The sequence below is a fragment of the Kitasatospora sp. MY 5-36 genome (assembly GCF_001182915.1).
Classification (GTDB): Bacteria; Actinomycetota; Actinomycetes; order Streptomycetales; family Streptomycetaceae; genus Kitasatospora.
In genome coordinates this window covers 21,826-37,296 of sequence record NZ_LFVW01000043.1, presented here as the reverse complement: position 1 = coordinate 37,296, position 15,471 = coordinate 21,826, and the positions used below count along the sequence as shown (strand labels likewise).

4 protein-coding genes are annotated in these 15,471 nt (G+C 75.5%); all 4 read left to right on the top strand.

Going from position 1 to position 15,471, the window contains the following annotated elements:
- A partial coding sequence (locus AE652_RS04270) for a transposase (protein WP_049649761.1) occupies positions 1–506 on the top strand: 506 nt, incomplete at its 5' end.
- A 185-nt stretch (positions 507–691) separates the two neighbouring features.
- On the top strand, positions 692–850 hold the full coding sequence (locus AE652_RS46145) for a hypothetical protein (protein WP_159028345.1): 159 nt from the start codon (positions 692–694) through the stop codon (positions 848–850).
- 119 nt (positions 851–969) lie between these two features.
- On the top strand, positions 970–1,182 hold the full coding sequence (locus AE652_RS04265; protein ID WP_049649760.1) for an MbtH family protein: 213 nt from the start codon (positions 970–972) through the stop codon (positions 1,180–1,182).
- A gap of 592 nt (positions 1,183–1,774) precedes the next feature.
- Positions 1,775–15,412, top strand: coding sequence for a non-ribosomal peptide synthetase (locus AE652_RS04260; RefSeq protein WP_049649759.1), 13,638 nt, complete (start codon positions 1,775–1,777; stop codon positions 15,410–15,412).
- Positions 15,413–15,471 lie beyond the last annotated feature (59 nt).

Sequence of the window (15,471 nt, the reverse complement as noted above, 5' to 3'; positions counted from 1 at the left end):
ACCTGCTGCACGCGGCGCTGCGGCACGCGCCCGGCGAGGACTGGGGCGCGCTCTCACGGGCGCTGCGCGAGACCTGTACGGCGCCGACCGAGGCGGCGGCGCTGGAGCGGCTGGCCCAGGCCGAGCGGGAGTGGGGGCCGAGCCACCGCGAGGTGTTCCGGGTGTGGCGGTCGGCCTGGCCGCTGCTGGCCCCCGGTTTCCGCTTCGGCCCGGAGGCGCGGCGGCTGCTGACCGGCGGGGGCGCGCTGGAGCGGCTGCACGCCCGGCTGCGCCGGATCGAGCAGTCCGCGGGGCGGGTGCAGGACGAACGGGCGGCGCTCAAGCGCGCCTACCTGGCGACGCTCGCCCTGGAGTCGCCGACCGGGACGGGCCGGCCGTGGGTCGAGGACTGGCCCGCCGTCCGGGAGGAGTTGCGCCGGGGCTCGCTGCGGCGGGCCGGAGTACCCGCTTCCGCCCCGCGATGTCCTCCGCGATGTCCCACGCGCCCACGGAGTTCCCACCACTGATCTGACAGACCCAGGTACGACTTGGATCATGTCTGTCTGTTTTTGGCACGATCTGACCGGGCTTCCGGTTCCCGCATTGCGTGTTCACGATCACAGTGAGAGCTTCCAAGCACGTTTGGGGCTTCGGCAGGATGCATTTCAGAGCGAAGAGGGCAGACCGCCCTCCTCAGGAAGAGGAATTCGCGATGCCAAGCCTTGCCGTCCGCGTCCACAAGATGCTCGGGATGCTCGCCGTCCTGCTGGCCGCCGTGGTCGGCCTCCAGCTCCACACCCAGCCGCACCTGTCCACGGTCTCCGTCACCGCCCACGACGCCCCCAGCGAGGACTCCGGCTGGGGTCCGTGAGCCGCGGCTCCGTTTGATCACATCCGGTCACGTCCGACCACCCTGCTCCTCCCCTTCTCGCACTGCTCTGCACGGCTACGAACCAGATCTGCACAGCTACGAACAGAGAGGAACCGACGATGGCGAACCCGTTCGAGGATGCCGAGGCCAGCTACCTCGTCCTGACGAACGACGAGGGCCAGCACTCGCTGTGGCCGGCCTTCAGCCCGGTGCCCGCCGGTTGGCAGCAGGTGTTCGGTGCCGCCGGACGACAGGACTGCCTCGACTACGTCGAGCAGAACTGGCAGGACCTGCGGCCGAAGAGCCTCATCGCGCACCTGTCCGAGCACTGACCCCGGCCACCGCCCACCGCCCACCGACCGTCGGACCGCTGAGCACCGCGCGGCCGCCGGACGGGGATCCGCGCCGAACGGCCGCTCACCCGGTCGCACCACCTCGGCGGCGCAGCACCCGGCACAGCACCATCCGGCAGGGCACCACCCGGCAAAGCACCGCCTGACAGCGCACCACCTCGGCAACGCACCCGGGGCAGACCGCCGCTCACCCGGCACCGCCCCGCACCCGAGCCGCCCCTCACCAGGCCGCTCACCCGGTCGTCGGCGCACCGCACCGCCGGAACCCGCCGACACCGCCTCACCACACCACCGCAGCACCCCGTCACCGCCGCGCGGCCGCACCGTCACGCCGCCGGCGCGGTCCCGTGTCCGACGTCTACGCGCGTGCATCGAACAGCACCGGCGCGCCACCACCCTCCGCACCGCCGCACCGCACCCGTGTGCCGCACGGACGTCACACGAAGCACACCGCAGCACCGCAAGACGACCGCAACATCGCTCCGCCGACCCCCGGGCCGACCGCCCCGGGGTCAACCCAGCTCGCCGCTCCCGCCACCGCGGGAGCCAGCCGCACGAGGGAGAGAGTCACATGTCCGGGGTCCAGCAGACGCACAGATCCGAGCAGCGGCCGGAAGCGGCCGAGGTCCTGTGCCGACTGTTCGCGGAGGTGCTCGGCCGGGAGTCGGTCGACCCCGCGGCGGGCTTCTACGACCTGGGCGGCGACCGGCCCGCCGCCGAGCGGCTGCTGGCCCGCGTGCACGAGGAGTTCGGCGTCCGCCTGGAACCGTCCGTCCTGGCGGACGCCCCCACCCCCGCCGCGCTGGCCGCCCGGCTGGCCCGCCCCGACACCCGCCCGACCCTCACCGAGCTGGTCGACGCCCAGGTCGCCCGCACCCCGGACGCCCCCGCCCTGTACGCCGAGGGCACCACCCTCACGTACGCCGAGCTGGACGCCCGCGCCAACCGGCTGGCCCGGGTGCTGGCCGCCCGCGGCCTGGGCACCGAGGACGTCGTCGCGCTGGCCCTGCCGAAGTCCCCCGAGGCGATCGCCGCGATCCTCGCCGTCGCCAAGACCGGCGCCGCCTGGCTGCCCGCCGACCCGGCCTACCCGGCCGAGCGGCTGCGCCACATGCTGAGCGACTCCCGCGCCGCCCTGGTGCTCACCACCGCCGGGGCCGCCGGCCAGCTGCCGGAGACCGGCGCCCCCCGGCTGCTGATCGACTCCGCCGAGCACCTCGCCGACCTGGCCGCGCGCTCCGGGGACCGGTTCACCGCCGCCGAGCGGGTACGGCCGGTGAGCGCGCCGAACACCGCGTACGTCATCTACACCTCCGGCTCCACCGGCGTGCCCAAGGGCGTGGCCGTCACCCACACCGGGCTGCCCAGCATGGTCGGCACCCAGGTCGCCGCCACCGGTGTCGGCCCCGGCAGCCGGGTGCTCCAGGCCTCCTCGCTCAGCTTCGACGTCTCGGTCTCCGACCTGTCCGTGGCCCTCACCACCGGCGCCGCCCTGGTGCTGCCGCGCGAGCAGAGCCAGCTGGTCGGCGAGCCGCTGGCCGCCCTGATCGACCGGTTCGGCGTCACCCACGCCGACGTCGCCACCGCGATGATCTCCACCCTGCCCGACCTGCCGATGCCCTCGCTGCGCACCCTGATCGGCGGCGGCGAGGCGGTCTCCCGCGAGCTGGCCGCCCGCTGCGGCCGCGGCCGGCTGATGCTCAACAGCTACGGGCCGACCGAGGCCACCGTCATCGTCAGCATGAGCGAGCCGCTCACCGGCGAGGAGCTGCCCCCGATCGGCCGGCCCTGCCAGGACGTGCGCATCCACGTGCTGGACGAGCAGCTGCGCCAGGTCGAGCCGGGCACCGTCGGCGAGCTGTACCTGGCCGGCCCGCACCTGGCCCGCGGCTACCTGAACCGCCCGGGCCTGACCGCCGAGCGCTTCGTGGCCGACCCGTACGGCGAGCCCGGCGACCGGATGTACCGCACCGGGGACCTCGGCAGCTACCGCCCGGACGGCCAGCTGGACTTCCTCGGCCGGGCCGACGACCAGGTGAAGATCCGCGGCTTCCGGGTGGAGCTCGGCGAGATCGAGCAGACCCTCTCCGCCCACCCCGAGGTCCGCCAGGCCGTGGTGCTGGTCCGCGAGGACCGCCCGGGCGAGCGCCGCCTGGTCGGCTACACCGTCGGCGCCGCCGACCCGGCCGAGCTGCGGGCGTACTGCGCCGAGCGGCTGCCCGACCACATGGTGCCCGTCGTCGTGGTGCTCGACCGGCTGCCGCTCACGCCCAACGGCAAGGTGGACAAGCGCGCCCTGCCCGCGCCGGTGTTCGGCGCCGGCGAGGAGGACGGCCGCGCCCCCGCCGGCGAGCTGGAACACACCCTGGTCCGGCTGTTCGGCGAGGTGCTGGGCCTGCCCCGGGTGGGCGTCACGGACTCCTTCTTCGAGCTCGGCGGCGACTCCATCGTGGCCATCCAGCTGGTCTCCCGGGCCCGGCACGCGGGCCTCCAGCTCACCCCGCGCGAGGTGTTCCTCGCCCCGACCGTCGAGAAGCTGGCACTGATCGCCCGTCCGCTGGAGGGGCCGGTCGTCGTCGAGCCCGCCGGGTCCGGCCTCGGCGAGGTGCCGCCGACGCCCATCGTGCACTGGCTGGCCGCCCAGCACGGCGCGGTGGAGAGCTTCTACCAGTCCACCCTGCTCCCCCTGCCCGCCGGCACCACGCGGGAGCACCTGACCACCGCCGTCCAGGCCCTGCTCGACCACCACGACCTGTTCCGCGCCCGCACCTCCCCGCTCGCCGAGCGCCCCTGGACGCTGCACGTGCCCGAGCCCGGCGCCGTCCCCGCCGACGCCGTGCTGCGCCGGGTCGAGGGCCGGGCCGACGCGGACGCGCTGCGCGCCGAGACCGAGGCCGCCCGCGGGCGCCTGTCGCCCGAGGACGGCCGGATGGTCCAGGCCGTGCGCTTCGACGCCGGCCCGGAGCAGCCCTCGCAGCTGCTGCTGGTGATCCACCACCTGGTGGTGGACGGCGTCACCTGGCGCATCGTCGAGGAGGACCTGCTCGGCGCGCTCGCCGCGCTCCGCGAGGACCGCGCCGTCGAGCTCGCCCCGGTGCCCACCTCCTTCCGCCGCTGGGCCCAGCGCCTCACCGCCGAGGCCAACACCGACCGCCGGGCCGCCGAACTCCCGCTCTGGCAGGCCGCGTTGGCCACCCCGGACCCACTGCTCGGCGACCGCCCGCTGGACCCGGCCCAGGACACCTACGCCACCGAGGGCCTGCTGCGGCTCGTGCTGCCCGCCGCGACCACCCGGGCGCTGCTCACCAAGGTCACCGCCGCCTACCACGCCCAGGTCAACGACGTGCTGCTGACCGGGCTGGCCCTGGCCCTCGGCCACTGGCGCGGCCAGGAGACCACCGGGCCCGACGGCGCCGTGCTGGTCACCGTGGAGGGCCACGGCCGCGAGGAGGTCGTCGACGGCGTCGACCTGCACCGCACCGCCGGCTGGTTCACCTCCGTCTACCCCGTCCGGCTCGCCCCCGGGGCGCTGCCCTGGTCCGAGGTCACCGCGGCCGGCCCCGCACTCGGCCGGGCCCTCGGCCGGGTGAAGGAGCAGCTGCGCGCCGTCCCCGACAACGGCATCGGCTTCGGCCTGCTGCGCCACCTCAACCCGGACACCGCCGCCGCGCTGGCCGGGCACGCCGACCCGCAGATCGAGTTCAACTACCTGGGCCGCTTCGCGCCCGAGGGCGTCACCGCCGAGGACGTGCTCGCCGGCACCGAGGCGATGTCCGAGGGCGCCGCGACCGGCCTCGCCCTCGGCCGGGTGCTCGGCCTGGACGCCACCACCGTGGACACCCCGCAGGGCCCGCTGCTGGTCGCCCAGTGGTCCTACGCCACCGGGCTGCTCTCCGAGGAGCGGGTGCAGGCCTTCGCCGAGGCCTGGTTCACCGCGCTGAGCGCGCTCGCCGAGCACGCCGAGCGGCCGGACGCGGGCGGGCACACCCCCTCCGACTTCCCGCTGGTCGCCGTCACCCAGGACGAGCTGGACGGGCTCGCCGCCCACCACGCCCCCGCCCGCCTGGTCGACGTCTGGCCGACCTCGCCGCTCCAGCAGGGCATGGCCTTCCACTCGGCGTACGACGCCGACGGCGCGGACGTCTACACCTCGGTCGTCACCTTCGACCTCGACGGCCCGGTGGACGCCGACCGGCTGCGCGCCGCCGCCGAGGCGCTGCTGGTGCGCCAGCCCAACCTCCGGGCCGCCTTCCACCAGCGGCACGACGGCCCGCCGGTGCAGGTCGTCCCGGACGGCGTCGAACTGCCCTTCACCGTCGTGGACCTGAGCGGCCACGCCGACCCGGAGGCGGAGGCCGGGCGGATCGCCGCCGCCGAGTACGGCCGCCGCTTCGACCTCGACCGGCCGCCGCTGCTGCGCTACACCCTGCTCCGGCTCGCCCCCGGGCGCCACCAGCTGATCGCCTCCGCGCACCACATCCTGCTGGACGGCTGGTCGACCCCGCTGTTCGCCGAGGAGCTGTGGGCGCTGTACTTCGAGCAGCCGATGGCCCCGGCCGCCCCGTACCGCGAGTACCTGCGCTGGATCACCCGGCGCGACGGCGACACCGCCCGCGCCGCCTGGGCCCACGCCCTGGCCGGCGCCGACGAGCCCACCCTGCTCGCCCCCGGCCGCTCGGCGGCCGTCCCGCAGCTGCCGCTGCGTCTGCACACCGGGCTCTCCCCGGAGGCCACCGAGGCCCTCGCCCGCACCGCCCGCCGCTACGGCGTCACCCTCAACACCCTGGTCCAGGCGGCCTGGGGCGTGCTGCTGGCCCGGCTCACCGGGCGCGAGGACGTGCTGTTCGGCACCACCGTCTCCGGCCGGCCGCACGACCTGCCGGGCGTGGAGCGGATGATGGGCCTGCTCATCAACACCGTGCCGGTGCGGGTGCGCCTGGACCAGGCGGAGAGCTGGGGCCAGCTGCTGCTGCGCCTCCAGCACGAGCAGTCCGCGCTGCTGGACCACCAGCACCTCAGCCTCACCGAGATCCAGCAACTCGCCGGCATGGGAAGCCTGTTCGACACCGTCACGGTGTACGGCAACTACCCGGACCCGTCCGCGCTGGACGACGCCGACCCGAGCGGCGCCACCCGCGTCACCCTGGTCGAGGACGTCGACAGCGCCCACTACCCGCTGGTGCTGGCCCTCACCCCCGGCGACGGCCTCCAGCTGCGGCTGGACCACCAGCCGGACGCCTTCACCACCGGGGAGGCCCGCGCCCTGCTGGACCGCTTCCTCGCCCTGCTCGACCGGATCGTCGCCGACCCGGCCGAACTCGTCGGCACCGTCGAGGTGTTGACCGCGGCCGAGCGCGCCGAGCTGGTCACCGAGTGGAGCGGCACCAGCACCCCGCTGCCGGAGGGCTCGCTGCCCGAGCTGTTCGAGGCGCGGGCCGCCGCGACCCCGGACGCGCTCGCGCTCACCGCGGACGACGCCGAGCTGACCTACGCCCAGCTCAACGCCCGGGCCAACGGCCTGGCGCTGCGGCTGGTCGAGGCCGGGGTGGTCCGGGAGACGCCGGTCGCGCTGATGATCGACCGCTCGGCCGCCCAGGTGGTGGCGATCCTCGCCGTGCTCAAGGCCGGCGGCCTGTACGTCCCGCTGGACGACGCCCAGCCCGCCGACCGGCTGCGGACCGTCCTCGACGACGCCGGGGCCGCCCTGGTGCTGGCCGACGCCGCCCACCGCGAGCACCCCGCGCTGGCCGGACTGACGGTGCTCGACCCGCACGCCGAGGAGCACCCCGAGAACCTCGGACTGCCGCAGCGCGCCGACCAGTTGGTGTACGTGATGCACACCTCCGGCTCGACCGGCGTGCCCAAGGGCATCGCCATCACCCACCGCGGCGTGGTGGACCTCGCGCTCGGCGGCCAGTTCACCGGAGGCGGCCACGAGCGGCTGCCGGTGCACGCGCCCTCCGCCTTCGACGCCTCCACCTACGAGATCTGGACCCCGCTGCTCTCCGGCGGCCAGCTGGTGATCGCCCCGGCCGGCCGGCTCGGCATCGCCGAGCTGGCGGCGGTGATCGGCCACGAGCGGACCACCTCCGCCTGGATCAGCGTCGGCCTCTTCAACGTGCTGGCCGCCGAGGCCCCGGAGACCTTCACCGGGCTGCACGAGGTGTGGACGGGCGGCGACATCGCCTCGCCGGTCGCCATGCGGCGGGTGCTGGACAGCTGCCCCGGGCTGCGGCTGATCAACGTCTACGGGCCGACCGAGACGACCACCTTCGCCACGCACTTCCCGATGACCTCGGCCGCCGAGGTGCCGGCCGTCGTGCCGATCGGCCGACCGCTGCCCAACAACCGGCTGTACGTGCTGGACGCCGGGCTGCGCCCGGTGCCGGTCGGCGTGCCCGGCGAGCTGTACATCGGCGGCTCCGGCCTGGCCCGCGGCTACGTCCGCCGCCCCGGCCTGACCTCCGAGCGCTTCGTGGCCTGCCCGTTCGGCGAGCCCGGCGGCCGGATGTACCGCACCGGCGACGTGGTGCGCTGGACGCCCACGGGCGAACTGGAGTTCGTCGGTCGAGCGGACGACCAGGTCAAGCTGCGCGGCTTCCGGATCGAACTCGGCGAGGTGGAGGCGGCGTTCACCGCCCACCCGGAGGTCGGCCAGGTCTGCGTGGCGGTCCGCCAGGACCAGCCGGGCGACAAGCGCCTGGTCGCGTACGTCACCGGCGAGGTGCGGGCCGACGCGCTGCGCGACTTCGTCACCGAGCGGCTGCCCGGCTACATGCTGCCCGCCGCGATCGTCGTCCTCGACGAACTGCCGGTGAACCCCAACGGCAAGGTGGACCGCAAGGCCCTGCCCGCGCCCGACTACAACGGCGCCGACGGCGGGCGCGAGCCGCGCAACGCCACCGAGCAGGCCCTGTGCGCACTGTTCGCCGAGGTCCTCGGGCTGGCCCGGATCAGCATCGACGACAACTTCTTCGACCGCGGCGGCCACTCGCTGCTCGCCACCAAGCTGGTCAGCCGCATCCGCGCCGGCCTCGGCGCCGAGCTGCCGATCCGTACGCTCTTCGACAACCCGACGGTGGCCCTGCTGGCCGCCGCCCTGCCCGACTCCGCGGCGGCCCGCCCGGCCCTGCGGCCGGCCGAGCGGCCGGAGCGGGTGCCGCTCTCCTCCGCCCAGCAACGCCTGTGGTTCATCGAGCAGTTCGAGGGCCCCAGCGCGCTCTACAACACCCCCGTCGCGGTCCGGCTCACCGGCGCCGTCGACCTGCCCGCCCTGGAGCAGGCCGTCCGGGACGTGGTGGAGCGGCACGAGGTGCTGCGCACCGTCTTCCCGACCGTCGACGGCCAGCCGCACCAACAGGTCGTCGAGGCGGGCGGGTTGTCGCTGCGCCAGGTGCCGGTGGCCGACGAGGGGCAGCTGCGGGCGGCCCTGGTCGCGGCCGGCGAGGAGGTCTTCGACCTCGCCCACGACCTGCCGGTGCGCGCCACCCTGCTGTCGCTGCCGCACCAGGAGCACGTCCTGCTGGTGCTGATGCACCACATCGCCAGCGACGGCTGGTCGGTCGGGCCGCTCTTCCGCGACCTCGCCGAGGCCTACCAGGCCCGGACCGCCGGCGCCGCGCCCACCCGCGCGCCGCTGCCGGTGCAGTACGCCGACTACACCCTCTGGCAGCGCGAGCTGCTCGGCACCGACGAGCGGCCCAGCGCCCTGCTGACCGACCAACTCGCCTACTGGCAGCAGGCCCTGGCCGACGCCCCGGAGGAGCTGGCGCTCCCCTACGACCGTCCGCGCCCGGCCGTGCCGGGGCACCGGGGCGGCCTGGTGGAGGTCACCGTCGACGCCGAACTGCACGGCGCGCTCGGCGAGTTGGCGGCGGCGCAGAACGCCAGCCTGTTCATGGCGCTGCAGGCCGCGGTCGCCACCCTCTACACCCGCCTCGGCGCCGGCACCGACCTGCCGCTCGGCACCCCCGTGGCCGGCCGCACCGACGAGGCCCTGGACGACCTGGTCGGCTTCTTCGTCAACACCCTGCTGCTGCGCACCGACACCAGCGGCGACCCGAGCTTCCGCGAGCTGCTCGACCGCGTCCGGCGCGCGAACCTGGACGCCTACGACCACCAGGACATCCCCTTCGAGCGCCTGGTCGAGCACCTCAACCCCACCCGCACCCCCGCCCGCCACCCGCTCTTCCAGACCCTGGTGGCGCTGGAGAGCCGGGTCACGGTGCCGGCCGAGTTCGGCGGCCTGGGCTGCGCGGAGCACCCCTTCGAGCTGGACGTCGCCAAGTTCGACCTGTCCTTCCGCTTCACCGAGCAGGGCCCGCAGGCGGGCCTGACGGTGGCGGTCGAGTACGCGGTCGACCTCTTCGACCACGCCACCGCCACCGCCCTCGGCGAGCGGCTGCTGCGCGTCCTGCGCGCCGCCGCGGCCGCCCCGGACGCGCCGATCGGCGGCATCGGGATCCTCGCCCCGGCCGAGCGCGAGCAGCTGCTCACCGGCTGGAACGACACCGCCGCGCCCGTCCCGGACGCGACCCTGCCGGAGCTGTTCGAGGCGCGGGCCGCCGCCACCCCCGACGCGCCGGCCGTGGTCTTCGGCACCGAGCGGCTGAGCTACGCCGAACTGGACTCCCGGGCCGAGCACCTGGCGGCCCACCTGGCCGGCGCCGGGGTCGGCGCCGAGACGCCGGTGGTCCTGCTGATGGACCGCTCCGCCGACCTGCTGACCGCGATCCTCGCGGTGGCCAAGGCGGGCGGCACCTACGTCCCGCTGGACGACCGCTACCCGCTGGACCGGCTCCAGCACATCCTCGCCGACACCCGCACCGCCCTGCTGCTCGTCGACCCCGCCCACCAGGGCCACCCGGTGCTCGCCACCGAGGGCTTCGCCACCGTCGAGGTCACCGACGCGCTGCTCGCCGGGGCCCCCGCGGCGGGCGACCCGGCCGTGCCCGTCCTGCCCGGCCAGCTGGTCTACGTGATGTACACCTCGGGCTCGACCGGGGTGCCCAAGGGCGTCGCCGTCACCCACCGCAACGTGGTGGACCTGCTGGGCAACCCGCACTTCCGGGCCGGCCACCACGAGCGGGTGCTGCTGCACTCGCCCACCGCCTTCGACGCCTCCACCACCGAGATCTGGGCGCCGCTGGTCACCGGCGGGGCGATCGTGCTCGCCGAGCCCGGCGAGCTGGACATCCGCCGCCTCGCCGAGACGATCACCACCCACGAGGTGACCCTAGTCCAGGCCCCGTCCGGCCTGTTGCGGCTGATGGCCGACGAGGACCCGGCCGCCTTCCGCAACGTCCGGCAGGTGTGGACCGGCGGCGACGTCGTCCCGCCGGAGTCCGTCCGCCGGCTCCACCGGGCCTGCCCGGACACCTCCGTGGTCGCGGTGTACGCCCCCACCGAGACCACCGCCATCAAGACCACCTTCACCATGGCCCCGGGCGAGCCCGTCCCCGCCGTGGTGCCGATCGGGCGCCCGCTGAACAACACCGGGCTGTACGTGCTGGACGCCGCGCTCCAGCCCGTCCCGGCCGGCGTGGCCGGCGAGCTGTACATCGCCGGGGCCGGCCTGGCCCGCGGCTACGTCGGCCGCCCCGGCCTGACCTCCGAGCGCTTCGTCGCCTGCCCGTTCGGCGAGCCCGGCGCCCGGATGTACCGCACCGGCGACCTGGTCCGCTGGACCGCCGACGGCGTGCTGGAATTCCTCGGCCGGGCCGACGACCAGGTCAAGATCCGCGGCTTCCGGATCGAACTCGGCGAGGTGGAGGGCGCGTTCACCGAGCTCCCGGGCGTCGGCCAGGCCTTCGCCGTGGTCCGCGAGGACCGGCCCGGCGACAAGCGCCTGGTGGTGTACGCCACCGGCGACGGCACTCCCGCCGAGCTGCGCGCCGCCGTCGCCGACAGCCTGCCCGGCTACATGCTCCCGGCCGCCGTGGTCGTCCTCGACGCCCTCCCGGTGACGGCCAACGGCAAGGTGGACCGCCGCGCCCTGCCCGCCCCCGACTGGACCGGCGGCGCCGAGGGCCGCGCCCCGCGCACCGACACCGAGCGCGCCCTGTGCGAACTCTTCGCCGACGTCCTCGGGTTGGAGCGGATCGGGATCGACGACAGCTTCTTCGACCTGGGCGGCCACTCGCTGCTCGCCACCAAGCTGGTCGGCCGCATCCGCACCGCGCTCGGCACCGAACTGCCCGTCCGCACGCTGTTCGACGCCCCCAGCGTGGCCGCGCTCGCCGAGGCGCTGCCCGCCCCGGGCGCCGCCCGTCCGGCCCTGCGGCCGGCCGAGCGCCCCGACCGCGTCCCGCTCTCCCCCGCGCAGCAACGCCTCTGGTTCATCGACCAGTTCGAGGGGCCGAGCGCGCTCTACAACACCCCGTGCGCGCTCCGGCTGACCGGCCCGGTCGACGCTGCCGCCCTCCAGGCGGCCCTGGCGGACGTGCTGGAGCGCCACGAGGTGCTCCGCACCGTCTACCCGACCACCGACGGGCAGCCGCACCAGCTGCTCCTGGAGAACCCCGAACTCCCGCTGCACACCGCCTCGGTGGCCTCCGAGGAGGAGCTCGTGGCGGCCCTCGCCGAGGCCGGGTCGCAGGTCTTCGACCTCGCCCGCGACCTGCCGGTGCGCGCCACCCTGCTGTCGCTGCCGCACCAGGAGCACGTCCTGCTGGTGCTGATGCACCACATCGCCACCGACGGCTGGTCCGTGGTCCCGCTGGTGCGCGACCTCGCCGAGGCGTACCGGGCCCGCCGCACCGGCACCGCCCCCGACTGGGAGCCGCTGCCGGTGCAGTACGCCGACTACACCCTCTGGCAGCGCGAGCTGCTCGGCACCGACGAGCGGCCCAGCGCCCTGCTGACCGACCAACTCGCCTACTGGCAGCAGGCCCTGGCCGACCTCCCCGAGGAGCTGACGCTCCCCTTCGACCGGCACCGCACCGCCGCCCCGAGCCGCCTCGGCGCCGCCGTCGAGCTGCGGATGGACGCCGGACTCCACGCCTCCCTGGTCGAGTTGGCGCAGCGGAGCCGGGCCAGCGTCTTCATGGTGATGCAGGCCGCGCTCGCCACCACCCTGGGCCGGATCGGCGCGGGCACCGACCTGCCGATCGGCACCGTGGTGGCCGGCCGCACCGACGAGGCACTGGAGGACCTGGTCGGCTTCTTCGTCAACACCCTGGTGCTGCGCACCGACCTCTCCGGCGACCCGAGCTTCCGGGAGCTGGTGGAGCGCGTGCGGGTCTCCACCCTGGACGCCTTCGAGCACCAGGACGTGCCCTTCGAGCGGCTGGTCGAGCTGCTCAACCCGGTGCGCTCGACCGCCCGCCACCCGCTCTGCCAGGTGATGCTGACCTCCGGCGGCGACGCCGGGGAGATCGGCCTCGACGGCCTGCCCGGCCGGGTCGAGCAACTGGACTCCGACCTCGCCAAGTTCGACCTGACCTTCGCCTTCAGCGAGAGCTTCGACGCGGCCGGCGCGCCCGCCGGGCTGGGCCTGACGGTGGAGTACGCCGTCGACCTGTTCGACCGGGCCACCGCCGAGGCGACGGCCGCCCGCTTCGAGCGCGCCCTGCGCGCGGTGCTGGCCGACCCGGACCTCGCGGTGGGCCGGGTCGAGGTGCTGGCGCCCGAGGAGCGCGAGCAGCTGCTCACCGGCTGGAACGACACCCGGGAGGACCTCCCGCTCGGCACCTTCCCGGCGCTCTTCGAGGCCCGGGCCGCCGCCCGCCCGGAGGCCGTCGCGCTCTCCTTCGGCGCCGAGCAGGTCACCTACGGCGAGCTGAACGAGCGCGCCAACCGCTTCGCCCGGCTGCTGATCGAGCACGGCGCGGGCCCCGAGCGGTTCGTCGCGATCGCCCTGGAGCGCTCGATCGAGCTGATCGTCGCCCAGCTCGCCGTGCTCAAGGCCGGCGCGGTCTTCCAGCCGCTGGACCCGCGCTACCCGGCCGACCGGATCGCCTACATGCTGGACGACGCCCGGCCCGCGCTGGTCCTCACCAGCCGGGCGCTGGCCGACGGCCTGCTCGCCGACAGCACCGTCCCGCGGCTGCTGATCGAGGACCTGGACGCCTCCGGCCACCCGGCGCACGACCTCACCGGCACCGCGATCACCCCGCACTCGGCCGCGTACGTCATCTACACCTCGGGCTCCACCGGCCGCCCCAAGGGCGTGGTGGTCACCCACACCGGCCTCGCCGCCATGGTGGAGAGCCAGCGCCGGGGCCTGGCCGTCACCCCGGACAGCCGGGTGCTGCTGTTCGCCTCGCCGTCCTTCGACGCGGCCGTCTGGGAGCTGGGCATGGCGCTGCTCACCGGCGCCCGGGCCGTCCTCGGCGACGCCGACCAGCTGCTGCCCGGCCCCTCGCTGACCGAGCTGATCGCCGAGCAGGGCGTCACCCACCTGACCCTGCCGCCGACCGCGCTGGCCGTCCTCGCCCCGGACGCGCTGCCGGAGGGCGGCACCCTGGTGGTCGCCGGCGAGGCCTGCCCGCCCGACCTGGTCGAGCACTGGTCGGCCCGGCTGCGGATGGTCAACGCCTACGGCCCGACCGAGTCCACCGTCTGCGCCAGCATGAGCGAACCGCTCGCCGGCCGGATCGCCCCGCCGATGGGCCGGCCCGTGCTCGACACCCGGCTCTACGTCCTGGACGCCGCGCTCCAGCCCGTCCCGGCCGGGGTCGAGGGCGAGCTGTACATCGCGGGCGCCGGCCTGGCCCGCGGCTACCTCAACCGGCCCGGCCAGAGCGCCGAGCGCTTCGTCGCCGACCCGTACGGCGCCCCCGGCAGCCGGATGTACCGCTCGGGCGACCTGGTCCGCCGCCAGGCCGACGGCACCCTGGAGTACCTGGGCCGCACCGACCACCAGGTGAAGATCCGCGGCTTCCGGATCGAGCCCGGCGAGATCGAGGCCGTGCTGGCCCGCCACCCCTCCCTGGCCCAGGCGTTCGTGCTGGTCCGGGAGGACCGCCCGGGCGACCGCCGGCTGGTCGGCTACGCCGTCGCCCACCCCGGGCGGACGGTCGACCAGGCCGAACTGCGGGCCCACGTCGGCGCGTCCCTGCCGGACTACATGGTGCCCTCGGCGGTCGTCGCCCTGGACGCCCTGCCGCTGACCGCCAACGGCAAGGTCGACCGCAAGGCCCTGCCGGCCCCCGACACCACCTGGCTCGGCTCCGGGCGGGCGCCCGCGACGCCCCAGGAGGAGCTGCTCTGCGGCCTGTTCGCCGACCTGCTCGGACTGGAGAAGGTCGGCGTGGACGACAACTTCTTCGAACTGGGCGGGCACTCGCTGCTGGCCAGCCGGCTGGTCGCGGGCCTGCGCGACCTGGTCGGCGAGGGCGACCGGGTCGGCGTCCGCACGCTGTTCGAGGCGCCGACCGTGGCCCGGCTGGCCGAGCGGCTCACCCGGGGCCCGGCCGCCGAGAGCTTCCCCGTCCTGCTGCCGATCCGCACCCGCGGCTCGCGCCCGCCGCTGTTCTGCGTCCACCCGGCCGCCGGCATCAGCTGGGTCTACACCGGCCTGCTGCGCCACCTCGACGCCGAGCAGCCGATCTACGGCCTCCAGGCCCCCGGCCTGGCCGACCCGGCCGCGCACCCGGCCTCGGTCGAGGAGCTGGCCCGGACCTACCTCGCGCAGATCCGCGCCGTCCGCCCCGAGGGCCCGTACGCCCTGCTCGGCTGGTCGTTCGGCGGGGCCGTCGCCCACGCGATCGCCGCGCTGCTGCGCCGCCAGGGCGAGGAGGTCCGGCTGCTCGCGCTGCTGGACGCCTACCCGGGCACCGGCGAGCCGGGGCCCGAGCAGTGGCGGGACGACCCGGCGCAGCTCGCGGTGATCCTCGACTCGCTCGGCCACCCGGCCGGGGAGGTCACCGCCTGGCCCGCCGACGAGGACGGTTACGCCGCGCTCGTCCGCGACGGCGAGGGCCCGCTGGCCGGCCTCAGCGGCGCCGGGGTGGCCCGGGTGGTCTCGGTCTTCCAGGCCAACGCCGAGCTGTCCCACGCGCTCCCGCTGCCCGGCTACGACGGCGACGCGGTGTTCTTCACCGCCGCCAAGGACCGGCCGGCCGACGCCCCCGACCCGGAGAGCTGGCGCCCGCACCTGGGCGGCCGGCTCGACGTCCACGAGGTGCCGAGCACCCACGGCGCGATGACGGGCACCGAGGCGCTCGCCGTCATCGGCCCGGTGCTCGCCGCCCGCCTGACCTCCTGACCTCCTGACGCACCGACTTCAGACCCCTACCGACCGCAGGCGACCGACCTGCGCACACC